General features: G+C 51.0%; 26 protein-coding genes. 14 read left to right on the forward strand and 12 right to left on the reverse strand.

Annotated elements, in window-relative coordinates:
- Nucleotides 1–55: 55 nt before the first annotated feature.
- The 10 genes from DDY07_RS14725 to DDY07_RS14770 all read left to right on the forward strand — a co-directional run bounded on the left by DDY07_RS14725 (nt 56) and on the right by DDY07_RS14770 (nt 11,645).
- Nucleotides 56–1,147 carry a phytoene/squalene synthase family protein gene (locus DDY07_RS14725; protein ID WP_171696415.1) on the forward strand — a complete coding sequence of 364 codons (1,092 nt, stop codon included), beginning with the start codon at nt 56–58 and terminating at the stop codon, nt 1,145–1,147.
- Nucleotides 1,148–1,156: 9 nt separating this feature from the next.
- The gene (gene shc / locus DDY07_RS14730) at nt 1,157–3,112 is read left to right on the forward strand and encodes a squalene--hopene cyclase (protein ID WP_171696416.1); all 1,956 of its coding nucleotides are present in this window, start codon (nt 1,157–1,159) and stop codon (nt 3,110–3,112) included.
- Complete coding sequence (locus DDY07_RS14735) at nt 3,109–3,813, forward strand: phosphorylase (RefSeq protein ID WP_033159607.1); 705 nt, start codon at nt 3,109–3,111, stop codon at nt 3,811–3,813. Before shc ends, DDY07_RS14735 begins: the two co-directional genes overlap by 4 nt.
- Before the next feature lie 83 nt (nt 3,814–3,896).
- Nucleotides 3,897–5,282 (forward strand): aspartate aminotransferase family protein, encoded by a 1,386-nt coding sequence (locus DDY07_RS14740; protein ID WP_064036956.1) that lies wholly within the window; start codon nt 3,897–3,899, stop codon nt 5,280–5,282.
- Nucleotides 5,283–5,292: 10 nt separating this feature from the next.
- Entirely contained in the window at nt 5,293–5,652 is a 360-nt protein-coding gene (locus tag DDY07_RS14745) for a copper resistance protein CopC (RefSeq protein WP_171696417.1), read from the forward strand.
- 5 nt (nt 5,653–5,657) lie between these two features.
- On the forward strand, nt 5,658–7,289 hold the full coding sequence (locus DDY07_RS14750; RefSeq protein WP_171696418.1) for a copper resistance D family protein: 1,632 nt from the start codon (nt 5,658–5,660) through the stop codon (nt 7,287–7,289).
- Between the two features lie 2 nt (nt 7,290–7,291).
- Nucleotides 7,292–9,154 carry a 1-deoxy-D-xylulose-5-phosphate synthase gene (gene dxs / locus DDY07_RS14755; RefSeq protein WP_171696419.1) on the forward strand — a complete coding sequence of 621 codons (1,863 nt, stop codon included), beginning with the start codon at nt 7,292–7,294 and terminating at the stop codon, nt 9,152–9,154.
- Nucleotides 9,155–9,201: 47 nt separating this feature from the next.
- Entirely contained in the window at nt 9,202–9,900 is a 699-nt protein-coding gene (locus DDY07_RS14760; RefSeq protein WP_171696420.1) for a bifunctional 2-polyprenyl-6-hydroxyphenol methylase/3-demethylubiquinol 3-O-methyltransferase UbiG, read from the forward strand.
- A gap of 28 nt (nt 9,901–9,928) precedes the next feature.
- Complete coding sequence (gene gloB, locus DDY07_RS14765; RefSeq protein WP_171696421.1) at nt 9,929–10,696, forward strand: hydroxyacylglutathione hydrolase; 768 nt, start codon at nt 9,929–9,931, stop codon at nt 10,694–10,696.
- Nucleotides 10,697–10,781: 85 nt separating this feature from the next.
- Nucleotides 10,782–11,645 (forward strand): glycosyltransferase family 2 protein, encoded by an 864-nt coding sequence (locus DDY07_RS14770; RefSeq protein WP_171696422.1) that lies wholly within the window; start codon nt 10,782–10,784, stop codon nt 11,643–11,645.
- 1 nt (nt 11,646) lies between these two features.
- Here the strand turns inward: DDY07_RS14770 and DDY07_RS14775 are convergent, their stop codons facing one another.
- The 12 genes from DDY07_RS14775 to DDY07_RS14830 form a co-directional block, all read right to left on the reverse strand.
- Nucleotides 11,647–12,780, reverse strand: coding sequence for a methyltransferase (locus tag DDY07_RS14775; RefSeq protein WP_171696423.1), 1,134 nt, complete (start codon nt 12,778–12,780; stop codon nt 11,647–11,649).
- A 250-nt stretch (nt 12,781–13,030) separates the two neighbouring features.
- Complete coding sequence (locus DDY07_RS14780; protein WP_171696424.1) at nt 13,031–13,831, reverse strand: TatD family hydrolase; 801 nt, start codon at nt 13,829–13,831, stop codon at nt 13,031–13,033.
- A gap of 48 nt (nt 13,832–13,879) precedes the next feature.
- Nucleotides 13,880–14,233: a PilZ domain-containing protein gene (locus DDY07_RS14785; RefSeq protein ID WP_033157114.1), complete on the reverse strand. Its 354-nt coding sequence runs from the start codon at nt 14,231–14,233 to the stop codon at nt 13,880–13,882.
- A 4-nt stretch (nt 14,234–14,237) separates the two neighbouring features.
- Entirely contained in the window at nt 14,238–15,242 is a 1,005-nt protein-coding gene (locus DDY07_RS14790) for a DNA polymerase III subunit delta' (protein ID WP_253734496.1), read from the reverse strand.
- Nucleotides 15,242–15,868 carry a dTMP kinase gene (gene tmk, locus DDY07_RS14795; protein ID WP_171696425.1) on the reverse strand — a complete coding sequence of 209 codons (627 nt, stop codon included), beginning with the start codon at nt 15,866–15,868 and terminating at the stop codon, nt 15,242–15,244. Before tmk ends, DDY07_RS14790 begins: the two co-directional genes overlap by 1 nt.
- On the reverse strand, nt 15,865–16,854 hold the full coding sequence (gene mltG, locus DDY07_RS14800; protein ID WP_308441626.1) for an endolytic transglycosylase MltG: 990 nt from the start codon (nt 16,852–16,854) through the stop codon (nt 15,865–15,867). Before mltG ends, tmk begins: the two co-directional genes overlap by 4 nt.
- 2 nt (nt 16,855–16,856) lie before the next feature.
- The gene (gene pabC, locus DDY07_RS14805) at nt 16,857–17,678 is read right to left on the reverse strand and encodes an aminodeoxychorismate lyase (RefSeq protein WP_171696426.1); all 822 of its coding nucleotides are present in this window, start codon (nt 17,676–17,678) and stop codon (nt 16,857–16,859) included.
- 27 nt (nt 17,679–17,705) lie between these two features.
- Nucleotides 17,706–18,950 carry a beta-ketoacyl-ACP synthase II gene (gene fabF, locus DDY07_RS14810; RefSeq protein ID WP_171696427.1) on the reverse strand — a complete coding sequence of 415 codons (1,245 nt, stop codon included), beginning with the start codon at nt 18,948–18,950 and terminating at the stop codon, nt 17,706–17,708.
- A gap of 90 nt (nt 18,951–19,040) precedes the next feature.
- Nucleotides 19,041–19,274: an acyl carrier protein gene (acpP, locus tag DDY07_RS14815; RefSeq protein WP_013820083.1), complete on the reverse strand. Its 234-nt coding sequence runs from the start codon at nt 19,272–19,274 to the stop codon at nt 19,041–19,043.
- Between the two features lie 177 nt (nt 19,275–19,451).
- The gene (locus DDY07_RS14820; RefSeq protein WP_171696428.1) at nt 19,452–20,384 is read right to left on the reverse strand and encodes a hypothetical protein; all 933 of its coding nucleotides are present in this window, start codon (nt 20,382–20,384) and stop codon (nt 19,452–19,454) included.
- Nucleotides 20,385–20,590: 206 nt separating this feature from the next.
- Nucleotides 20,591–21,466 carry an ADP-ribosyl-[dinitrogen reductase] hydrolase gene (gene draG, locus DDY07_RS14825; RefSeq protein ID WP_171696429.1) on the reverse strand — a complete coding sequence of 292 codons (876 nt, stop codon included), beginning with the start codon at nt 21,464–21,466 and terminating at the stop codon, nt 20,591–20,593.
- A complete protein-coding gene (locus DDY07_RS14830) occupies nt 21,463–22,254 on the reverse strand; it encodes an NAD(+)--dinitrogen-reductase ADP-D-ribosyltransferase (RefSeq protein WP_171696430.1) in 792 nt (263 codons plus the stop codon). Before DDY07_RS14830 ends, draG begins: the two co-directional genes overlap by 4 nt.
- Before the next feature lie 306 nt (nt 22,255–22,560).
- On the opposite strand from DDY07_RS14830, the gene aqpZ reads away from it, so the two are divergent.
- The 4 genes from aqpZ to DDY07_RS14850 all read left to right on the forward strand — a co-directional run bounded on the left by aqpZ (nt 22,561) and on the right by DDY07_RS14850 (nt 25,296).
- Complete coding sequence (aqpZ, locus tag DDY07_RS14835) at nt 22,561–23,250, forward strand: aquaporin Z (RefSeq protein WP_171696431.1); 690 nt, start codon at nt 22,561–22,563, stop codon at nt 23,248–23,250.
- Between the two features lie 279 nt (nt 23,251–23,529).
- Nucleotides 23,530–23,682 carry a hypothetical protein gene (locus DDY07_RS14840; protein WP_171696432.1) on the forward strand — a complete coding sequence of 51 codons (153 nt, stop codon included), beginning with the start codon at nt 23,530–23,532 and terminating at the stop codon, nt 23,680–23,682.
- A 223-nt stretch (nt 23,683–23,905) separates the two neighbouring features.
- Complete coding sequence (locus DDY07_RS14845; RefSeq protein WP_171696433.1) at nt 23,906–24,676, forward strand: hypothetical protein; 771 nt, start codon at nt 23,906–23,908, stop codon at nt 24,674–24,676.
- A gap of 17 nt (nt 24,677–24,693) precedes the next feature.
- A complete protein-coding gene (locus tag DDY07_RS14850; protein WP_171696434.1) occupies nt 24,694–25,296 on the forward strand; it encodes a hypothetical protein in 603 nt (200 codons plus the stop codon).
- Nucleotides 25,297–25,512: the final 216 nt, after the last annotated feature.

Below are 25,512 nucleotides of genomic sequence, written 5' to 3' on the forward strand. Positions count from 1 at the left end.
AAAACACCAACAAACAGTCTATCATTTGGGCAACTAATAGTTAGCCTTGATACAGATGAACGGATCTCAAACACTAATCAATAATCCGGAGTTGCTCAGACAACTAACCGACGCCGAACTGCAAGCCACCTTGCTTGAAGGCGTGTCGCGCACGTTTGCGCTAACTATCCCGCAACTCCCGGATGAACTGTATCCGGCTGTGGCGAATGCTTATTTGCTATGCCGGATTGTCGACACCATAGAAGACGAAATATCCCTTAGCGCCGAACAAAAGAAATACTTTTGCAGCGCTTTTATAGACATAGTCAAGACCGGCAATAACGCAGATGTATTCAGCGCCGAGCTGGCTCCACTGCTCTCGGAGCAAACCATTCCGGCCGAACATAGCCTGATCCAGCTGGTGCCTCGCGTGATTGCCATAACCCGCTCACTGGACGCTCCGCAAATAGAAGCCCTGGCGTGTTGCGTGGAAACCATGGCGAACGGCATGCTGGTCTATCAGGCGTTGGATTTACATGCCGGCTTGAAAACCCTGAAAGACATGGACGACTACTGCTACTACGTAGCCGGCTGCGTCGGTGAGATGCTGGCAAAATTGTTCTGCCATTATTCCCCGGAAATCGCCGCACATCGCGAAGAACTATTAAGACTCTCAGTCTCCTTTGGTCAAGGTCTGCAAATGACCAATATCCTGAAAGATATTTGGGACGACGCCAAACGCGGCGTATGCTGGTTACCGCAAGACATTTTCACCGAAACCGGCTTCAATCTGGCCGAGCTGACGCCGGAAACCGACGACGAGCGTTTCCGCCTCGGCCTGAGCCATCTGGTGGCTATCGCTCACGGGCACTTGCAAAATGCATTAACTTACACCCAGCTCCTGCCCAGCCACGAAACCGGCATCCGCAACTTTTGCCTTTGGGCGCTGGGCATGGCCGTACTGACCTTGAAGAAAATCAAGGCAAACCTTAATTTCAACGAATCGAATCAGGTCAAAATCAGCCGTAATAGTGTGAAAGCCACTATTGTCGCGACCAAATTGACCGTGCGCAGCAATTTGCTGCTATCCCTACTGTTTAACCTGACCAGCCGTAATTTGAAATCGCCGGATTGGCACTATTCACCTATATCGCACACTGGACAATAAGGAATCACTATGTTTACTGAAGCCCATATAGATACCAGCAGCCACGACACGAACAATACCAGCAGCAGTAAAAGCGGCCTTGGCTTACTGAATGCCGCTATCGCACGCGCCCAGGAAAAATTACTTAGCCTGCAAAGCCCGGAAGGTTATTGGGTATTTGAGCTGGAAGCCGACTGCACTATCCCGTCCGAATACATCATGATGATGCACTACCTGGACGACATCGATGAAGAATTGCAGCGCAAAATGGCCGTTTACCTGCGCAGCCGCCAGGCCGAAGACGGCAGCTATCCGCTATTTACCGGCGGCCCCGGCGACATCAGCGGTAGCGTCAAAGCTTATTACGCCTTAAAAATGGCCGGCGACGCCATCGATGCGACGCATATGGTCAAATTACGCGACTGGATACTCAGCCAAGGCGGTGCGGCGCGCGCCAACGTCTTCACCCGAATCGCACTGGCGATATTCGAACAATTACCCTGGCGCGGGGTGCCGTATATTCCTGTGGAAATTATGCTGCTACCCAGCTGGTTTCCGTTTCATCTGGACAAAGTATCCTATTGGTCGCGCACCGTGATGGTACCGCTGTTCATCATGTGCACCCTAAAGGCTAAAGCCAAAAATCCGCACAAGGTCAACGTCTTGGAATTGTTTGTCGTTCATCCGGACGAGGAAAAACATTACTTTCCAGAACGGACTTTACTGAATAAGTTCTTCCTAGGCCTGGATAAACTGGGCCGCGTCACCGAGCCGTTGATTCCACAACGCATGCGCGAACACGCCATTCAAAAAGCCGTTGATTGGTTTACCGAACGCCTGAATGGCGAGGATGGTTTGGGCGGCATATTCCCCGCCATGGTTAACGCCTACCAAGCCATGTTGTTACTAGGCTTTCCAGCCGACCACCCCAACGTGGTGATCGCTCGCCAATCAATCGATAAACTGCTGGTTATCAAAGATGACTACGCCTATTGCCAACCCTGCTTATCGCCAGTTTGGGATACGGCATTGGCGGCATTGGCTCTGCAGGAATCCGACAAAACCGCTAACGCGCCGCAGCTAAGCAAAGCTTACGAATGGCTCAAGAGCGTACAACTGTCTGACGAACCGGGCGATTGGCGCGTTCGCCGCCCTAATCTGGCTGGTGGCGGCTGGGCGTTTCAATTCGCCAACCCGCATTACCCGGATGTCGACGACACAGCAGTAGTGGGCTTTGCGATGGCAGACTCCAATCTGCCTGAATTGGACGAGTCCATTCACAGAGCGACACGCTGGATTGTCGGTATGCAATCGCAAAACGGCGGCTACGGCGCGTTCGATGTCGACAACACCTATTACTATCTGAACGAAATTCCATTCGCCGACCACGGCGCCCTGCTCGACCCACCGACTGTCGACGTCAGCGCCCGCTGCGCGATGCTGATGGCCCGAGTGGCGAAGGATCACGACGAATATTTACCAGCCCTGAAACGCACTATCGAATACATCCGCGGCGATCAAGAAGCCGACGGTTCGTGGTTCGGCCGCTGGGGCACCAATTATATTTACGGCACCTGGTCGGCCTTGCTGGGCCTGGAACAAACCGATGTACCGAAAACCGACCCGATGTACACCAAAGCTGCGGCGTGGCTGAAAAGCGTCCAACGCGAAGACGGCGGCTGGGGTGAAGACAACTTGAGTTATCACGACGATAAGAAATTTCGCGGCCGCTACCATTTCAGCACCGCCTTCCAAACCGCTTGGGCCGTGTTGGGCTTGATCGCTGCCGGCGAAGTCCACAGCCAGGAAGTCAAAGCCGGCATCGACTTCTTGCTGCGCAGCCAGCAGGCGGACGGGGTTTGGAATGACCCCTGCTTTACCGCACCGGGCTTTCCAAAGGTGTTTTATTTGAAGTATCACGGCTATGACAAGTTCTTCCCATTATGGGCATTGGCTAGATACCGTAACGAATTAGCCAAACAGTGACCATAGGAATTCTTGTTGCCTTACCGGAAGAGCTCTCCACCCTGACCCGCCTAAAGTTGGTTCAGGGTGATTGCGTCAGAATCGCCGACAACATTCTCCTGGCATTTGCCGGCGCCGGACCGGTCAATGCGGAGCGGGCCACGCGCCTGTTAATCGCCAAAGGCGCTAAAAAACTGATCAGTTGGGGCTGCGCAGCCGCATTGTCGCCACAATTGAAACCGGGCGATCTGATGCTGGCCGAGCAGTTGTTATCGGAGCAACAACAGGTGTTCGATACCGATCCGCGCTGGCGTAAGCGTCTGCATGAGTTGCTGGATAAGCAGTTTCCGATTTCCAATGGTAAGTTGGCTGAAAGCAGCCATATCGTCAGCAACAGTAGCGATAAGCACAAACTATACCGACAAACCGGTGCGATTGCCTTGGACATGGAAAGCTGCGCCATGGCCAAAATTGCCGAGCAATCAAACTTACCTTGCTTAGCAATTCGTACGATTGCCGATCCGGTAAGCATGAGCCTACCCCAAGCGGTTACTCAAGCCTTAAATGGCCAGGGGCAGGTAGAAACCAGCAAACTCTTGCGTTTTTTGGCAACCCACCCATGGGAAGCGCCCAGCCTCATCAAGTTGGGCTTACATTTTCATGCCGCGCAAAAAACCTTGAAAATCATTGCCAAACAACTAAACGAAATCATCGTTTTTTAGCAGAAAACCGTGAATTATTGAAGGGTTAAGCAGCGGGAACATAGCGTAATCCGGAAATAAACCAAGCACTTACGAGGTATTACATGTCTTTTAGCATTGCCGATCTTTTTACTCAGCATTTCGACGAGAAATTCGACCTGCATGAGCATTATCTTAACAACCAGATGGTGCGCGTCTTACGTACCATTGGTTACGACAGAAACTATAAAAAAGCGATCGGCCAATATCTTTACGACGAAGACGGTAACGAATACCTGGACTTGCTAAGTGGTTTCGGCGTGTTTGCGATGGGACGCAACCATCCGACCATCATCAAAGCCCTACAAGAAACCCTAACGCTGGAATTACCCAGCCTGGTACAGATGGATGTGTCCTTGCTCAGCGGTCTGTTGGCGAAGGAAATTCTGGCGACCTGCCCGGACAATCTGGAAAAAATGTTTTTCTGCAATTCCGGCACCGAAGCCGTCGAAGCGGCGATCAAATTCGCCCGCTACACCACCAAGCGTTCGCGCATCGTCCATTGCGACCACGGCTATCACGGCCTGACGATGGGCTCATTGTCACTGACCGGCGAACACATCTTCCGCGAGGGCTTCGGCCCGCTGTTACCGGAATGCACTTCGGTGCCGTTCAATGACTTGGCCGCACTGGAACAAGCCTTGAGCAGCAAAGATGTGGCGGCCTTCATCGTCGAGCCCATCCAAGGCAAAGGCGTCAACATTCCGGACGATAACTACCTGCCGGAAGTGGAACGCTTGTGCAAAAAATACGGCACCCTGTTCGTTGCCGACGAAATTCAGACCGGCATAGGCCGTACCGGCAAGTTCTGGGCTATCGAGCACTGGGGTGTTAAACCGGACATGATTTTGATGGCAAAAGCCTTGTCCGGCGGCTTCATACCCGTCGGCGGCGTCGCAATGACCACTCACATCATGGACACCGTGTTCAACCGCATGGACCGAGCCGTCGTGCATGGTTCAACCTTCTCGAAAAACAATATGGCCATGGCCGCCGGTCTGTCCGCATTGCATGTCGTCCACGAAGAAAAACTGGTTGAAAACAGCGCTAAAGTCGGTGAAGACATCATCGCCACTATCAATGCGATGGCGCCGAAATACGAATTCCTGAAAGAAGCGCGCGGCAAAGGTTCAATGATTGCCATCGAATTCCATGCCCCGAAAAGCTTGGGATTGAAAGCCGCTTGGGCCATGCTGGAAGCAGCCAACAAAGGCCTGTTCTGCCAGATGATCCTGATCCCGCTGTTCAAGGAACATCGGGTACTAGCGCAGGTGGCCGGCCACGGCATGAACGTGGTGAAATTTTTACCGCCGCTAACGCTGACTCAAAAAGACCGCGATTGGATTGTCAATTCCGTGGAAAAAACCATTGCCGATACGCACAACGTCACCGGTTCGATCTGGACGCTGGGTAAAAACCTGGCCGGCCATGCTCTGAAAAACAAAAAATAAGGTGCCCTACATGAATTTTTTCAAACCTGCTTTGTTAGCCTTGGCACTGGTCGCCAGTAACAGCGCTTTCGGCCACGCCGTTGTCACGCATAATTCTTTAAAACTCAAACCGGTACCGGTCAATTTGGCCAGTGACGTGGAGCTATCGTTCAATTCCAAAGTGGAATTGGATTTATCGGAAGTATTCCTGGTCAGTGCCGGGGATAAAATGCAAACCATTACGGCCACGCCGGGCGAAAAACCCGGCCAAGTCTTGCTGCATCTACCAGCTTTGGAACCCGGCGAATATGCCATCAAATTAAAAATATTCGCCGCCGACGGTCATCTCAGCGAAGACCTGCTGCGTTTTTTTGTCAAACAGGCTAAGTGATCCGCATGGAAGGCATTGCAAATTATTTAGACTCATTGATAGGCGGCGTCGATCTCACGTTTTATTCAATCACCATCGGTGGCTTACTGTGGGGCCTGTTAGTCCTGCGCCCCTGGCATGAAGAAGCGCTGTATAACTCGGCCTTACTGAGCAAAACCGTCAACCTGATTCATTTCGGCAGCAAAGCCCTGGTCATCACCCAATTGTCGAAAATTGGCCTGAAAATATGGCTGATGGCCGTGACCTTAGGCAAATCGCCGTTCCCGGCGTTTTTCCAAACCGTGCAATTCCAGGCCGGTTTAGCGCGCGCTACCTGCGCTTTTATTTTGGCGGTGTTCATCCGGCAAGCGTTAAAAAGCAATCCACGCTCCAAACAATTCTGGGTGCTGTCCACGGCGATTATTGTGCCGCTGGTCATTTCCGCAGCTTGGCTGGTACACGGCGCGAGTCGTTTGGAGGATCGCGGCCTGTTAATGACGTTAACTGTCACGCATCAGATCGCTGCGGCCACTTGGGTGGGCGGCATATTTCAAATTCTGACGTTATGGGGCTTGAAAAAACGTAATGCCATAGCCGTTGAAGTTTGGCCTTTGTTATTAAAACGCTTCTCGGCAGTGGGCATCGGCTCAGTCGTCATATTGCTGGTCACCGGCACGCCGCTAGCCTGGTATTACATCCGCACTTTCCAAGGCTTCATCGGCGCCGGTTACGGCAATCTGTTGTTGGTAAAAATTATCATGCTGGGTCTGGCATTAGGCTTTGCCTGGTTGAATAGGCAAGCCGTGAATGCCTATTTCACCAGCCGCAGCCTGTATGCCCTGACCGCGCGCGTGCCCTACTATATCGAAGCGGAAACCCTGATACTGCTGACTATCCTGTTCACTGCCGCCAGTTTGGCCTCGCAACCGCCAGCTGTCGACATTCCGCATTTGACTGCGAGTTTCGAAGAAGTCTTGAACATGTTCCATCCGCGCGTACCGCGCTGGGAATCGCCGACTCACGAAGCCTTGATCGCCGGCGAAGCCGGACGGGTAGCCATCGTCGGTCAGATTCCGTCGGAAGCTGCTACTGCCTGGTCCGATTACAACCACAACATTTCCGGCATCTTCCTGGCGACCATGAGCTTCTTCGCGATGTTGTCGTTCTCCAACCGCTTCCATCGTTGGGCGCGCTTCTGGCCGGTTGGTTTCATGGCATTGGGCGTGTTCCTGTTTTTCCGTAGCGACGCCGAAAGCTGGCCGCTGGGTCCTATCGGTTTCTGGGAAAGTACCTTTAACAATGGCGAAATTCTGCAACATCGGATCGCCACGCTATTGGTGTTTGTACTGGGTTTGATCGAAGTGCGAGCACGGCTGAACAACAACAGTGGCTTTATGCCCTACATGTTTCCGTTGCTGGCGGCATTTGGCGGCATGATGCTGTTGGCGCATTCGCATGTCGGTTTCGAGGCAAAAACTGCCTTCCTGATTCAGGTCGGTCATACCATGATGGGCGTATTCTCGCTGATCCTGGCTTGCGGCCGCTGGCTGGAACTCAAACTAGATTCGCCCGGTAAAAACGTAGCCGGATTTATTTCAGTGTTCGCTTTATTCCAGATAGGCGTCATCCTGATGTTCTATCGTGAACCCCTGTACTGATCATGAAACAGACTAACGAATTTCCGTTACTAGACACCATCCAGACCCCCGCCGACGTTCGGGCCCTGAAGCCTGAACAACTCGAACCGCTGGCCGATGAGTTGCGTCGCTATCTGACCCATACCGTCAGTATCTCCGGCGGCCATTTCTCGGCTGGCCTGGGCACGGTGGAACTGACGGTGGCGCTGCATTATGTGTTCGATACGCCTTCGGATCAGTTGGTGTGGGATGTGGGCCATCAGGCTTATCCGCATAAGATTTTGACGGGGCGGAAAGATAGGATGCCGACGATTCGCACCTTGGGCGGGGTGTCGGCGTTTCCGTGCCGGACGGAGAGCGAGTACGATGCCTTTGGGGTCGGTCATTCGTCGACGTCGATCAGCGCGGCCCTGGGCATGGCGATTGCTTCGCAGTTGCGCGGGGAAGATAAGAAGATGGTGGCGATCATCGGTGACGGTTCGATTACCGGCGGCATGGCTTATGAGGCGATGAATCATGCCGGCGATGTGAACGCGAATCTGTTGGTGATTTTGAACGATAACGATATGTCGATTTCGCCGCCGGTCGGGGCGATGAATAATTATCTGACCAAGGTGTTGTCGAGCAAGTTTTATTCGTCGGTACGGGAAGAAAGTAAGAAGGCTTTAGCCAGTATGCCGTCGGTGTGGGAACTGGCCCGGAAGACGGAAGAGCATGTGAAGGGCATGATTGTGCCGGGCACGCTGTTCGAGGAGTTGGGCTTTAATTATTTCGGGCCGATCGACGGCCACGATGTGGCGATGCTGGTTTCGACTTTAGAAAAGTTGAAGGATTTATCCGGGCCGGTGTTTTTGCATGTGGTCACCAAGAAAGGCAAAGGCTATGCACCGGCGGAGAAAGATCCCTTGGCCTATCACGGGGTGCCGGCTTTCGATCCGAGCAAGGATTATTTACCCAAAGCCGCACCGTCGCCGCATCCGACCTATACAGAAGTATTCGGGACTTGGCTGTGCGATATGGCCAAACAGGATGAGCGGCTGCTGGGGATTACCCCGGCGATGCGCGAAGGGTCGGGCTTGGTGGCGTTTTCCCAGCAGTTTCCGAAACGCTATTTCGATGTAGCGATTGCCGAGCAGCACGCGGTGACCTTGGCGGCTGGTCAAGCTTGTCAGGGGGCCAAGCCGGTGGTGGCGATTTATTCGACCTTCTTGCAACGCGCTTACGATCAGTTAATCCACGATGTCGCTTTGCAGAATCTGGATGTGTTGTTTGCCCTGGATCGAGCGGGTCTCGTGGGGCCGGACGGTCCCACCCATGCCGGTGCGTTTGATTACAGTTATATGCGCTGTATTCCGAATATGCTGGTGATGGCTCCCGCCGACGAGAACGAGTGCCGGCAGATGCTGACCACCGGTTTCAAACACCATGGCCCGGCCTCGGTGCGCTATCCGCGCGGCAAGGGGCCGGGGGCCACGGTCGATAAGGCCTTGACCGAACTCCCCATCGGCAAGGGCGAAATCCGCCATCAAGGCAGCCGGATTGCGATTCTGGCCTGGGGCAGTATGGTGACACCGTCGGTGGAAGCCGGCAAACAACTGGGCGCCACGGTGGCGAATATGCGCTTTGTGAAACCGCTGGATGAAGCCTTGATTTTGGAGTTGGCGAAAAGTCACGATGTGATCGTCACGGTTGAAGAGAACGTGATTGCCGGCGGTGCCGGCAGTGCGGTGAACGAGTTCTTGCAGGCGCAAAACATTCTGATGCCGGTGTTGAACATCGGCCTGCCGGATCGCTTCGTCGAGCAAGGTAGTCGCGAGGAGTTGCTGGCATTATGCGGCCTGGATACTAAGGGTATCTTGGCTAAGATTCAGGCGGTTTGTGCGTAAACAGCCCGATGTTACAGAGCTATTTCAAGTCCTTGTACCAACGCACGATGTCGGAAGCGTATGCGTTGGCGGCCAGGGAAATAGTATCGGCACTAAAAGAGAATGGCGGAGCATGTCTTGACTGTGGTGCCAACAGCGGCTATTGGTTTGATCGCCTTGCTACCGAAATAGGTTTAACCCACGCTCAATATCACGGCATCGAGTGGGATAGTGACAGCGTCAATGCGGCCCGGTTAAAGCAGCTTAATGTTCAGCAGGGCGATTTGAATAAAAAGCTGCCTTTTGAAAACGATCAGTTCAGTTGTGTGTTTGCGCTGTCTGTTTTGGAACATTTACTAAATGGCTGTCATTTTCTGAAGGAGACGCACAGAACATTAAAGCCTGGGGGCAAACTGGTGCTTTTAACCCCAAACATCAGCACTTATTTCACCGCCGCACTGATTCTTGCCGGAAAAATGCCCTCTAGCGGCCCTCACCCCGACTCGGATATCTTGATGAAATCAGAGGAAGTTTTTAAGGTCAGCACAGATGAACTTCACTGGGATACCGAGTCCGATACACCTGTTCACCGCCATTTAGTGGTATTCAGTTACTTGACGCTGAAAAAATATCTAAACACTATTGGTTTCTCACAAGTCACGGGGTATGGCTTTGGCTTATATCCGCTGCCAAACTTCATTCAGCCTGTTTTTGAAAAAATCGATCCTTACCATTGTCACCAAATGGTCTTCATTGCCAGAAAATAAGTATTGATTAACTATTGCACATAGATAAATGTTAGAAATCCTGCAAATACCGGTTCTACAAGACAATTACATTTATCTATTACAAGACACGTATTCCGGATTGACCGCCGTGATTGACCCCGCCGTTGCCGATCCGGTTATCGATGTTTTAGTCGAAAAATCCTGGCAACTTGATTACATTTTTAATACCCATCATCACAGCGACCATATAGGCGCCAATTTACAACTCAAGCAGCAAACCGGCTGCAAGATCGTTGGCTCGGCAGCCGACCAGGCGCGTATCCCCGGCATTGACATACTGCTCGGCGACGGGGATGTAGTTAAACTCGGCAATCAGTGCTTTCAGGTCATCGACACACCCGGCCATACCGTAGGGCATATCGTTTATTACAGCGCCGATAGCCAGGCTTTGTTTTGCGGCGACACTTTGTTTTCGCTAGGCTGCGGTCGGTTGTTCGAAGGCAGCGCCGAACAGATGTGGCATTCGTTGGGAAAACTGAAAGCCTTGCCGGCCGAAACCCGCATCTACTGCGCCCACGAATATACCGCCGCGAATGGCCGCTTTGCGTTGTCGGTTGATCCGGACAATCCGCAGCTGCTGCAGCGGATCGATCAAGTCGCCGAACTTCGCCAACAAAACCGCCCCACCCTTCCCTCGACTATCGGCCTGGAACTGGCAACCAACCCCTTTTTTAGGGCGCACGACCTCGGTATTCGCAGCACTATCGGCATGACAGACCAATCCGACTTGGCGGTTTTCAGGCAATTACGCCTATTGAAAGACCAGTTTCGATAAATCGACCCCAGCTGTCGATACCCTTTAATTCTGCTAGACTGTTGTTCACATTTCGGCATGTTTCCTTGCCAACCTTTGGATTTTCATGAATAACATCCCCTCGATCAGCATCGTCATCCCCGCGAAAAACGAGTCTAGAAATCTGCCGTCCTTTTTACCGATGTTACATCTGCTGTACCCTGATGCGGAGATTCTGCTGATAAACGATGGCTCGACGGACGATACTGCCGCCATCGCTCGCGCGGCCGGCGTCACGGTGATTGATCATCCTTACAGCATGGGCAACGGTGCGGCTATCAAGACCGGCGCCAGACATGCAAAAAACGATATTTTGGTGTTTATGGATGCCGACGGCCAACACGACCCCGGCGACATTCCGGCGTTGCTTAACAAACTGAACGACGGCTACGATATGGTGGTCGGTGCCCGAAACGCCGGTAGCCATGCCTCATTATTCCGACGTCTGGCGAATAAGTTCTACAATAAGCTGGCATCAGTGATGACTGGGCACAAAATAGAAGATCTTACGTCCGGATTTCGTGCGGCCCGAGCCAACAAATTCCGCAAATTTCTTTACCTCTTACCCAACGGTTTTTCTTATCCGACCACCAGCACAATGGCGTTTTTTCGTTCCGGCTTCCCGGTAGCCTACATTCCTATCCACGCCGGCAAACGCAGCGGCAAAAGCCATATCCGGCTGATGCATGACGGTTTTCGATTTTTTATTATTATCTTACGGATTGGGGTGCTGTTCTCACCCATGCGGCTGTTTTTACCCATCAGCAGCATAGTATTTAGCTTGGGCGCCGGCTATTACGGCTACACTTATTTTACCGAAAACCGATTTACCAATATGAGCGCGGTACTGTTTTTGTCGTCCTTGTTTATCTTTCTGATCGGCATCGTTTCCGAACAGATTTCATCCTTACATTATAAAAATATCGAATAGCTCAAACCTTCTCGCTGCTGAAAATCACGAACTTGGCATTAGCCGCCACTTGTCGGCAATTGCCGAATAATTTCTTCAGCGCCAGATGATAGTTCAAATGGCGATTACCGATTACCCGTAACTCACCGCCCTTACGCAAGACCTTATGTGACTGCCGGAACATCTGCCAGGCAATATGATCGCCTATGGTGTGCTGTTGATGGAACGGCGGGTTACAGACTATGCAGTCTGCACTGTTCTCCGGGTAATCGCTCAAACAGTCGGCAACTAAAAAATTGGCCTGCCGACTATCGGCAAAAGCCGCCGCAAAATTTTCTTTGGCCGAGGCGATAGCCATAAACGATTCGTCGATAAACCCTATTCGCGCATTTGGGTTTTGTTTTGCCAACATCACGCCGACGATGCCGTTACCACAACCCAAATCGATAAAATCATAATATTCGGGATTTTGCGGCAGATGCTCCAATAAAAAACGAGTGCCTATGTCTAGGCTATCGCGAGAAAATACGTTGGCGTGATTGCAGACCGAAAGATCGCTATTCTCCAACTGATAGCGCGTGGGATAAGGGTTTTCCGGCAGTTGCAGATTTGGGTCCACCTGGGCAAAAATCAGCCGGGCTTTTTTTACCGCCAAGGAAGGCTGCGTGGGCCCGACCAAGCGCTCCAGCAATTTCCAGGCGTTTGGCGGCAAGGTCTTTACCATACCGGCAGCGATTACCCGACAATCAGCCTTCAACAACGGTTTAAGCCTATGCAATTGATATTCCAGCAAAGCCATGGTCTTGGGGATTTTAATCAGTAGGTAATCAATGTCCGCTTCCGGTAGCGACAAGCTATCCAACAAGCGCACTCGCTCGTGGTCTATGCGATTCAATGCCAGATTAATACGTGTCGCCTGCTGCGAAAGCCAGGAATCGGACATAGCGGTTGGCCGGTAAGCGCTGAGCGAAACTGCCAACGCACCGAAGCTGTCATTGAGGATAACGATACTGCCATGCTCGGCAATGCCTGCGGCAGCCAGGTGATTTAACAGATATTCGTCAGCAGCATCCCAAGCCCGTAGCAGTTCATTTTTGCGAAAGGGTAAGCGCTGGAGTTGAAAAACTCCTAGCGGACTAGCTAATTCCAGATCCATATTCCGAGAAAAATAAAGTTGCTATACCCCAGGGCATAAAAGGTAGATTGATGTCATGACGGCATTTCAAGGAATTAGGTTAACCACCAGGGCAGCGACAATTTGCCACGCGGCAAAATGCCACATTTTCAGGACAGTGCCGCTTCAGTAAACTGCAAGCAACTCTTGTATGCGCCCCTATGGGGAATGAGAGTTATACCCCACCTCTCCGAACGGCCGGTCCATCGCAACATGGACCCGGTCGTTTTTTTTAGCTGGCCCGGCGTAGCTTATCGGCCGAAGAGCCGGAAAACAGGCGATAAAAGTTCTCGGTCGATTGCTCGGCAATGGCTTCGACAGAGGTCCCGCGCAAATCCGCAATATGTTCCGCAACATAGCGGACATAGGTCGGATAATTCGGTTTACCGCGATACGGAACCGGCGCCAGATACGGTGAGTCGGTTTCAATCAGAAAACGGTCGGCTGGTATTTTACGCGCCACATCCTTGATGGCTTCCGCGTTTTTGAAGGTCACGATGCCGGAAAAAGAGATATAGAAATTCAAATCCAACGCCTTTTCCGCATAAGCCCAATCCTCGGTAAAACAGTGGATAATCCCGCCCACTTGGTCCGCGCCTTCTTGCCGCAACACATCCAAGGAATCCTGCCCAGCCTCGCGAGTATGGATAATTAAAGGCTTGTTGAGTGTCTTGGCGGCGGCGATATGGGTGCGAAACCGTTGAAACTGCCATTCCAAATCGCCCTCGCTACGAAAATAGTCTAAGCCCGTCTCACCAATGGCGATCACTTTTTCGTTATCGGCCAACTGCAGCAAGTCATCCAGCGTGGGCTCGCGTCCGTCGTTAACATTGGGATGCACGCCCACCGACAAGGAGATGTCCGAATACGGCATGACTTGCTCCAGCATAGCCGGATAGGCTTCCATATCGATAGCAATACACAGCATATGCCTGATCTGGGCCGCGCGTGCCGCTTGCACAAAGGTATTGAAATCATTAGCGTAAGGCGCCAAGTCGATACGATCAAGATGGCAGTGTGAGTCGATAAACATGAGTTTAGAAAAGTAAAGACAAGCGGCAAAGTCCGCCCGCAAAAGTGTTTACATGGTGTGCGTGGAGCGATCAGATTCTAATGCGCCGGCCAGATAGGTTTCGATTTTATTGCGCGCCGCACCACCATCCTGATCACTGAATTGCACGCCAATACCTGCGGCGCGGTAGCCTTCCGCGCCGGACGGCGTTTTCCAGATAATTTTACCGGCAATCGGCAAGCGTTCAGTTTCGTCCATTAAATTCAGCAACATGAACACTTCCTCACCCATCTCGTATTCGCGTTTGGTCGGGATGAACAAGCCGCCATTTTTCACGAAGGGCATGTACGCCGCATACAGCGCGTTTTTATCCTTGATCGATAAGGACAGGATACCTTGTCTGGGTGCTGCTGATTCTGCCATACGCTCAGTGTCTGTTCAGTTGCGACCAGCTAATCAATAGCTGCTCGACCATCAATTGTTTATTAAGTTGCGTGTTCAATTGCGACTTGGTGGTAAGCACATTATCGTAAAACCGATAGAGGCTTTTCAATTCTAGCCGCTCGGCGAGGGCTTGCAAGGCATTTTTCAGATCCGGATTGCTAAGCGCCGGCGATTCCGCCCGGTAAGCACATTTAACAATGTCAGCAATCCAGCTTGCCATCCAGCGTAACACCACGGCCAAATCAATCTTTTCCTGCTTTTGCCAGAGTTCGGCGACGGTTAACAGATTCTCTTTGCCTTGTGCCACTTGCAACCAGGCGTCGAAATACTGCTGCCGGAGCTGAATCATATTAAGCTCGGCGTATTGCTGGGCCAATAGCGGCGAGCCTTGGGCCAGCGTTAAGAGCAGATCGGCCTGCTCTCCGACACTGCGCTGCTGCCGCAACCAAGTCATTGCCAGTTCGTGAGCGGGGGTTACGCAATCGATTTTCTGACAACGACTGCGAATCGTCGCCGGCAAACGGCTCGGTTGCTCGCTGATCAACAATAAGCACGTGCGTTCGGTCGGCTCTTCCAGACATTTCAAAAACGCATTCGCCGAAGCCGTGTTCAAGGCGTCTGCCGGCTGAATAATCACCACGCGGTAGGCATGGTCGTACTGCGGCTTCAAAGCCAGCTTGACGATTAACTGTCTGATTTTGTCAATACCAATGGCCTTGCCCGGTTCGTCGGGTTCTATCGTCAGAAAATCGGGATGGGTTTGCGCATCGAATAATTTACAAGCCACGCAATGACCACATGCACTCGCATCGGTTCGCGGTGTATGGCACAACAGGGTTCGAGCGTAGTATCCGGCCAAATGCCGCTTGCCTTGACCGGCGGCCCCGGAAAACAGCAAGGCTTGCGGGATGCGCTGCTGCTCGATATAACCGCGCAACTGCCGCCAATTATCCTGTTGCCAAGGATAAACCTGCATTTGGGTAGGCATCAGTCCGCCCACAAGCCGGCCAACTCAAAGCGCAACTGTTGTTGCACCTCGTTTAAAGGCAAGCTGGCATCAATAATCTTGTAGCGGCGCATATCCGTCGCGGCACGTTGCAAATATGCTTGCCGGACTCGGTCGAAAAACGCCAACTGTTCGGTTTCAAAGCGGTCCAGTTCACCCCGATGCTTGGCGCGCTGCATGCCGATTTCTATCGGCGCATCGAAGACAAAGGTCAAATCCGGCCGAAGCGTGCCCTGCACCGTGTTTTCCAGCCAGGCTATGGTCTGTAAATCCATATTGCGGCCACCGCCCTGGTACGCATAAGTAGCGTCAGTGAAACGGTCGCACACCACCCACTGGCCTTGCTGCAACGCCGGCAAGATCACTTGTTGAACATGTTGAGCGCGAGCGGCAAACACCAACAACAACTCGGCTTGCTCGGTCAAACTTTCCGCTTGCCGTTCCAACAAAATCCCGCGAATCTTTTCGGCAATGCCGGTACCACCCGGCTCGCGGGTCAGTACCAACGGGATGCCTCGTTCTTCCAGCAGCTGTTTGATAAATTGCAGATTGGTGGACTTGCCAACGCCTTCACCACCTTCCAGCGTAATAAATCGTCCGTGTGTCATCGTTGATATTGATCGACGTATTTTTCGTGTTCCGCCAAGGTCGAAGAAAACGCATGGCGGCCATTGCCGCGGGCGACAAAAAACAAGGCATCACTATTATCCGGATGCAAAGCGGCTACAATCGCCTGCTTGCCCGGCATTGCAATCGGTGTGGGCGGCAGGCCTTCGATGATATAGGTGTTGTAGGGTGTGGGTTCGCGCAAATCTTTATGCCGGATATCGCCATGGTAATCGTCGCCCATGCCATAAATGACGGTAGGATCGGTTTGCAACAACATGCCTTTCTTTAAACGCCGCGCAAATACCCCGGCGATCTTTCTGCGCTCTTCGCCGGCGCCGGTCTCTTTTTCGACGATAGACGCCAAAATCAGCGCCTCGTAAGGGTTTTCCAAGGGCACACCGTCGTCGCGTTTTTGCCATTCTTCGTTCAACACCGCCTGCATGCGATCATGCGCGCGCTTGAGCAAATCGACATCCGAGGTGTTTTTTTCAAAGAAATAGGTATCGGGAAAAAACAAGCCCTCCGGATGATTCTTATCCGAGCCGATTTGCGCCATCAGATCTTCCAATTGATTATCGGTCAGCGTGTGTTGCAGGTTGGGGTTGTTTTTGATGGTATTGAACATTTGCTTGAAGGACCAACCCTCCGGAAACGTAATCGAATACTTGCGGGTTTTACCATCGGTCAATTGTTGCAGAATGTCGGCGGCGGTAGAACCTTTAGCCAACACATACTCGCCCACCTTCAACAAATGATCGAGATTTTTCCGATAGGCAAACAACCGAAACCACAAGCGATTCACCGTCACCTGCTGGGCACGCAGATTTTTCACCACCGATTCCAGCGTATCGCCTTTTTTAATTTCAATCACGGTCTCGGTCATGACGACCGGCTTCTTGAGAATCAGTTGATAGTGCATGCCGGCCCAAATCGACACCAAGCCCAATACCATCAGTAATGTAAATGCGATGATGCTTCTAAACACTGCTATACCTCTGCCATGCGGGCTGTGTTGAGCAGGTCTTGCAAACGCCGAGTGATGGCACCGACATTAAAAACCTGCGCTTCCAGCCGTTTAATCGGCCAGATACCGATTACCGAGTTGCTGACAAATAGCTCGTCAGCGCGCAAAACGGCAGTTTGATCGATTGCTTGCTCAAATAACGGTAGCTTGCTGTGCTGCGCGAACTCCGTAATCAACTGCCGCACAATACCCGCAACGCCACATTGCCCTAGCGGCGGCGTGTATAAACTGCCTGACTTGACGATGAATAGATTACTCATCGTGCCTTCCACGACCTGGTCTTGAGTATCCAACATCAAACCCTCTTGAATCGAATCATCTTGCCATTCCGCTCTGGCTAAAATCTGCTCGAGTCGATTCATGTGTTTGATACCGGCCAAGCTCGGATTCAAAGACAAACGCTGTTCGCAAAAACGCGCGGCGATGCCGTCTGTTTGAAGTTGCAGGGGATAATCGGGGTAAGGATGCAGGCTGAACAGCCTGGTAGGGATAACTTGCTCTGGCTGCCGGTAACCTCGGCCACCGCTGCCGCGCGTCACTATCAACTTCAGCACGGCCCGCTCGCTGGATTTGCTCAATTGTCGGGCTTCAGCATCGAGCAAGGCGCTATCCGGCATCGGGATCAGCAATCGCCGACAACCTTCGGCCAAGCGTTTTAGGTGCCGGTCAAAAAACAGCGGCTTGCCCTGCAAGACTTCGATGGTCTCAAACAGACCGTCGCCGTATTGAAAACCTCGGTCAGAAACATCGACACAGTGTCTGTGCTCGCCGTTTAATAAAAACATAGCCAGACACTGCGGAAGCGGAAGCGCTTATTGGTAACGTTTGAAAACCAGAGAGCCATTGGTACCGCCAAAGCCAAACGAGTTGGAAATAGCGACGTCGATGTGCATGTTTCTGGCGATATTCGGGACGTAATCCAGATCGCACTCGGGATCCGGATTTTCCAAATTGATGGTGGGTGGCGCGATTTGATGCTGAATAGCCAGGGCCGTCAATACTGCTTCGATACCCCCGGCAGCACCCAACAAATGACCGATCATCGACTTGGTGGAACTAACGGCCAATTTATAAGCGTGATCGCCCAGCGCCAATTTCATCGCATGCGTTTCGCCAATATCGCCGGCCGGTGTTGAAGTACCGTGGGCGTTGATATATTGCACGTCTTGCGGATTAACTTTAGCGTCACGCATCGCATTACGCATGCAGCGTGCCGCGCCTTCGCCTCCCTCGGATGGCGAGGTGATGTGATAAGCATCGCCGCTCATGCCGTAACCGACCAGTTCCGCGTAGATTTTCGCCCCGCGCGCCTTGGCATGTTCCAGTTCTTCCAGGACTACTACGCCGGCGCCGTCGCTGAGTACGAAACCGTCGCGGTCGCGGTCCCAGGGGCGGCTAGCGGTGGTAGGGCTGTCATTACGGCGCGACAAGGCTTTTGCCGAAGCAAATCCACCCATCGCGGTCGGCGAAGTCGTGCAGCGCTCTGCACCACCGGCCACCATCACATCGGCATCGCCGTATTTGATCAGTCGCGCAGCGTCGCCAATATTATGCGTACCCGTCGAACAGGCGGTGACGATGGCAAAGTTGGGGCCTTTCAAACCATATTTGATCGACAGATTACCGGAAATCATATTAATGATGTTGCCCGGCACAAAGAAAGGCGAAATCCGTCTTGGTCCGCCGGCCACGTAGGTGGCATAGCATTCTTCAATACCGGTAATGCCGCCGATGCCGGCGCCGATAGCCACACCGATCCGCTCGGCATTTTCTTCGGTGACTTCAAAACCGGAATCCTCAATCGCCTGGCAACCCGCTGCAATGCCGTAATGCACGAAACCGTCCATGCGTTTGGCATCCTTCTCGGCAATATAGTCGCCGATATTGAAATTTCTGATGACACCGCCGAACGTCGTTGCAAAAGGGGATATGTCAAATGAATCGATCGGACTAATGCCGCTCTTCCCGTTGACAATGCCATCCCAGGTATCGGCAACATTATTGGCTAACGGCGTAATGGCGCCTAAGCCCGTTATAACAACTCGACGTGTGCTCACAGTAAACTACCGGTAAAAAAAGAAGACAACCAGAGAAGGGAGATAAACCGGCTAGTGGATGGCAAGCACCCACTAACTTTTGGAAACAACTTACTGCAGATTGGCGTTGATGTAATCGATAGCCAATTGGACTGTGGTGATTTTTTCAGCTTCTTCGTCTGGAATTTCGCATTCGAATTCTTCTTCCAGAGCCATGACGAGTTCAACTGTGTCTAAAGAATCAGCACCAAGATCGTCAACAAAAGACGCATCGTTCGCGATTTCTTCTTTTACGCCTAATTGTTCTGCGACAATCTTTTTTACTCGTTCTTCGATATTACTCATATTTTTTTCCTCGAACAATGCAAATGCCTGACTGCGAGCACTTACCTTATCTTTAGTGTTGTATTAATTGAATTTGCAATCTCGTCACTGGCCTTGCCTAACGACAGCGCGGATTATACTTTATGTTCCAAAAAATTCACAACATTCGCCCGCGACTAGGCGATTCGCGGCCTGAGGCTATGTTTTCCCGCTCAAATTTTTAATAATTTCTTCCAACGGCACCAAATTCAGTTTGATCCGGAACAAAACCGCCTGGTTCTCCAACACGCCAAAACATTCGTAGGTACGCAGCATGATACTGGTGTGATTCAGGGTTTTATCCGGGGACTCCGGCAGTTGTTTGACCAGAATATGCAACTTATCGTTGTTTTTCAACGTCGCCAGATGTACGCGATCCACTGAAATGTCGTGCGAGGTGTATACCATCGGATTGCGTTTGAAGTCGTGGTTTTCCAACTGCGCCTTCTCCAACAACGCGCCGGACGTCAAACTGCAGGGAAACACTTCCGGATACTGCGCCACCTGCAACAACTCGTCGAAATAATCCGACTGTTCCGCAAACGAACCCGACAGAAAGTTCTTGACGTTGCCGTTATTCATCCACTTGCGCTTTAAAAAAAACTCGGTGCCGGGCACCACAGTTTTATCGGGTAACGCATTCAAATCCGGCAGGCCGCTTAAATCAGTATCCGCTAAAAACAAAGGCTGTTTGGTTTCTTTTTTATACCCCAGCAAAATGGTTTTGCCTTGCGACTTGATCGCGATGCGATTGGTCAAAGTCAGCTCGGGTATTGTCGCAATCAAGGTCTTTTTAATATCCAGCGTCATCTCTTGCCGCGGCCGCAAGGCATTAACAAAGATGATCTGATAATTACTAAAACGCAGCTGATTGTCGGCGATAATCTGGTCTTCGTGATGCGCCTCCCGGTATAAGCGCATCTGATATTCGATCAAAGTATTTAACTGAAAGCCCAACACGATCGGGCCTTTAAACGGGTTGTGCGTGACCTGCAGCCATTTATGCTTGTCGTGAAACAAGTTGAAATCGTCAGATGCGTTGCGGGCGACTTCGATATGAATTTGTTCGAAAGTAAACGATTTATCTTTCATCGATGACCAATGACAGTAGATATGAGCCGGCTATTCTAGGCTGATTGCGGTAAATCAGGAAATAACGCACCCAACCAGCTTGTTCTGAGCCGACAACAATCCCCGGCCTGGACCGGAAATCAGCTTACTATCGACATAGCCTTACTAACTTGATTAACGACAAGCCATCTGCATATTTAATGACACAAAAACCGCCGGTGTGCTTATCAGTTATTCATATTGATAAGTGCCGCTACCTGCCCGCGTATTTCTGCACCCACCCGACTATCCAATTGACCCAACCACCGTCCCGGAATCTGCGCCAATCCATATTTGGCCCCTGCCAACATCCCGGCCAAGGCCCCCGTCGTATCCGCATCGCCGCCCTGATTCACGGTAGCAATCAGGCAGGATTCGAAATTATCGGTATCGAAGAAATAATGCAGCACCGTCTGTGTGGTATCGACGATGTAGGCCGAGGCTTTACTCGGATAAGGGTGGTAGGCAAATTCGCTGTATTGGTTGATCAAGCGTTTGGCCTCCAGTAAACAGGCTTCAACAGGTTGTCCATGAATCAACCGGTTAGTCATTCGACCCAATGCCAGCGTAGCAGCGTCGGAGAATGGATTATGGTGGGTGATGTGGCTCTGCTCCAGACTCCATAATTCGAAATCATCCGGCCGATTTAGCGTCGCCAACACCACCGGCAAATTACGCATACAGGCGCCGTTACCGGCGTCATCTTCACGCGGCAACCCCATCAATACACCTTCATCACGATACCGCACGAGGCCGCGTCGGCACGTATTGCCCACATCCGGCGGATCGCTTTCCAACCAGGCGAGAAAATTGTCGGCCACAGACTTCAAATTCCAACCTTGATGCTCAATGATGGCTCGCCCCAAGGCCTGCGACATTTGCGTATCGTCTGTCACCTGCCCCGGCTCCAAACCCAGCCAGCCGCCGCCTATCATTTCGGTATGCACGCCGTAACGACTCTGAATTTGCTTCGGCGACATGAATTCCACCGTCGCCCCCAGCGCGTCACCACAAGCAAAACCCAGGTAAGCACCCAGGGCCCGATCCATTAATTGCTCATTCATCGCAACACCTTCACTCGATAATCGCCGCCAATCACCAAATATTCGGCCTCGCCGCGCAAGGCGTGATGCGGCAACAAATCGTTAAAAAACACCAGCTTCACCATCGGCACCTCAACCTCCAAAACATAGCTGCCAAATTCGCTGGCGATACTGTAGCGGTCGGTAAACGACACAATGCTGTTGAAATGCACAATCTTGTGCTCGCGGCTCCAATCGCCCAAGGCATTGACCCCTCGATAAAGGGTTTTGTGGGTTGCAGCCGGCACCTGAAAGCGCTCGATCACCCACTGGCAAAACTCATATAACAAATCCAACTGCATGTAGATGCAATTATTGTGGTAGCGGCTGTTCATCTTTTCTTCGATGTAAGTTACCCAGTCCTTACTCATGAAACTGCTGATTTGTTGTTTATGGTAATTGGGGAACAGGCCAAAGCGGCTTTCCACCCAACCCTTCAGTACCGCACCTTGAGCGTTATTGGAATCCAGACCCCAATCTTGAATCAGGCGCAGATAGCTGTTGCGGTAACGCCGCCGGCCGTCGGCATCGTCGCGTAAACGCTGCTCGGTTTCGAAGCCGAATACCACGCACATGTAGTCTTGAAATATCCGCCCGCAATCCGCCAACGAGGCTTGTCCGGCCAACTGCTCAAACAGTCCGGGCGCGGACTCCCGGGTTCCGGCGATATGCAAGGGCTTGGGGTATTCGTTAAATAGGTGACTGGCCAAACACGCCGTCGCCATGCCGATCAAATTGGTACTGTGGCCGTGCTGGGAAATATCGGGCATGGGGGCTAACTGAGAAGAATGTCGGACACTGATTAGCCCTAATTCTCACATCGAATAGGGAAATTAGCCATACGAAATAAACTTTCCCGAACTATTCTTCCGGAATTCCCGGTACCACAAAACACTCTCGATTCCGCGCAACCGGCTAGCTAGCTGGAAATAGCAAGCACCAAGCAAGAACCTAGCCGTTTTTTGTGATTGACATCACACAAAGACAGAGAATACAGTGCGCTAGCCAATTGATTATTAAACAAAAAACAAGCGATCAATAACAGGCAAAACAATAACAACACACAGGAGAGTCATATGAAAAAGTATGTAGCCGAGTCCTTCGGGACATTTTGGTTGGTTCTTGGTGGCTGCGGTAGTGCGGTATTAGCCGCCGCATTTCCGAATGTGGGCATCGGCTTGCTCGGCGTTTCGCTGGCGTTCGGTTTGACAGTACTGACCATGGCCTATGCCATCGGCCATATTTCCGGCTGCCACCTCAATCCGGCTGTATCGGTTGGCTTGTGGATGGGCGGCCGCTTTCCGGCCAACCAATTGTTGCCTTACATCGTCTCTCAAGTGGTCGGCGCGATTGCGGCCGGCGGCGTGTTGTATCTGATCGCCAGCGGCAAAGCCGGATTCGACGTAGCCGCCGGCTTCGCCTCCAACGGTTACGGAGAACATTCGCCGGGCGGCTACTCCCTATTGTCCGCATTAGTTACAGAAGTGGTGATGACCATGATGTTTTTACTGATCATCCTCGGCGCCACCGACGCCCGCGCCCCTGCCGGCCTGGCGCCTATCGCGATTGGCTTGGGATTAACCTTGATTCACTTGATCAGCATCCCGGTCACCAACACCTCGGTAAATCCGGCTCGCAGCCTGGGTGTAGCGGTTTATGTCGGCGATTGGGCCTTGGCACAACTTTGGCTGTTCTGGCTGGCGCCGATTATTGGCGCGGTTTTGGGCGCATTGATTTATCGCTTTATCGGCAGCCCGGACGAGTAACCCCCGAGCTTACTTCAGCGCGGTTCAGCAAGCCTTCGTCATTCCCGCGAATGCGGGAATCCATTTTGGCAACATGGCTACCTGCTGCGCGTCAGCGACAATATTAGGGCCGGATTAATTCAGGCATCGCCAGCCGGCCAGCTATCTTGAAATCAACATTTCGCCAGCGATTCTGATATGGATATAAAAACCTACCAGGGCTGATCGAATGTATCCGGCGCAATAGCCCTAAATGACCGTTACTCCATCACTGCGGACGACGAAGACAACGAACTAAGCGTGCTCGACCATCTGACGCAAAATCCCGCCGATCTCGAGGAGCTGAATATCCAAGCCGCGTTCTTTTTTCCGAATAATGAAAACCAGATCGCACTGCTAAGCGACGAGAGCAAGGACAAGAAAAACTTTCAATGCGTTTCTGTGGGGCTTTAAGGGAAATACCCGGTTTTTAGATTCGAATTAAATAAGGTAAAAAACGCCCCGCTTTGAATATTTCTACTTCCATCCGGAAGCGCTTCAATAACAAAGCGTATTTGAGCAGGCGACTCGAACCCGCCTTGTATATCACCCTGGTTAGGGCGATGCACAGACACCGCATCATTACTTGCTACATACACTTCACAAAATAACACTCAAATAATATTGGAAAATTAAAATGGAAAACTTTGTTATATTGATTGGCGGCCCAGGTTTATTTATGGGTTGTGATAAAGCTCATGACCAGCGTTGGTCAAATTATATTGTGCCATTGCAGTTGGCTGCGATGAAGAACTTATACAATAAACAACCCAAGGAGTTGATTCATTGGGTATTATACGAGCCGCCTTATAAAAAAAGATGGGATGCTGACTCAGTTATCACCAAAGCCGAAGAAAAGGAAGATGACGGATATAACCTACACAGTATCCGAAAAATGGCAACAGATAAATTAATAGCAGCGGGCGGCACCAGCTATATAAATAAAATTCAAACTATTGCTAAAACCTACAGCATTCAATACAAAGGAATTAATCAACCAGAAGACTTTTGGAGCTATCTGCTATCACTGAGCGATAACTCTATTAGCCGGGTTTGGTATAGCGGACATGCTAGCGGGGATGGATTAATGCTAGCGCTTACTCATAATTCGGCATGTCAAGCGGCTGCCTTTGCTACTGATATGATATATAAAGCAGATATTTTAAAAAATAGCGCCCTAGTTAAGAAGTTCATCAAAAAACCCAAGCAGGTTTCAAAATTTTATGGATGCTATACCGAAGGCTTCGCAAAAACCTGGAATGGAGTTTTCGGCGTAGCTAGCGCGGGGGCAAAAAATAAAATCGATTTTGGCGTTGTCGATACTCCATCTAACATAACAAATATAATGGAACGGATTGAAAAAACACCCACTTCACTCGGTAATCCCGACTGGACGGAATACAAATAATGTATATAACAGTCCTTGTGAAAACCATCATTTTCGCGCTGCTTTTAATACTTAGCTTCAGCTGCGATGCTGTAAATACCGAACAAAAAAATCTTGAACTTCTTTTACCAAAATCCTTTGAGCAAATATATCTCGCCAAATTTGGCCTGGACTTTCCTAAAACATTAGACATTTTAAATAGATGCATTCAATATAATGACACGCAATGTTTGAAAGCTTATAACGAGGTTATGGAAGGAAAAAAAACACTCCAATCCATTTCCTCCTCTCATGTCTTAGAAACAACACTAAATATTATTGAAAAAGCCTGTCTTTCCAAAGATGAAAACCTGGCAAATTTTACTTGCTATGGCGGCATTATATCCTTGTATTTTTATAACTCTCCGGAACAGGATGCCAAAATTCTTCAGCGAATTAAAATCTATCCAAAGAAGATTCAAAACATGATCTTTGATAATGAATTCCATTGGTTTTACAACAGGCCAAATAAGGATGTATGGATAAGCGCGGTATCAACGATGGATGTGGATTGGAAAAATGACACTTACAAACAATATATTTTGAGCCTTTTTAGAAAAAACATTGAAGAAGCAAAAGGTGAAACTTGGGTATCGAAATAGGACCGCAGACTGGCTCGGAGGAAAGCCAGTTTTCCTCCAAGATTGATGGATTAACCAGTCCATCGTAATCTTCCGCCTCCACAACCTTAGCCAACTCCCGATTAGTCAAAAACACACCCTAGAGATAGCCTCCAAAAAGAACAAGTCAAAGCAAAAATCGCATTCATGATCAGACCAAAAAAGATCTGACTCCTATCATCACAGCCCCGAGTACCA

It is taken from the genome of Methylomonas sp. ZR1, from assembly GCF_013141865.1.
In the GTDB taxonomy this organism is placed as follows: Bacteria; Pseudomonadota; Gammaproteobacteria; order Methylococcales; family Methylomonadaceae; genus Methylomonas.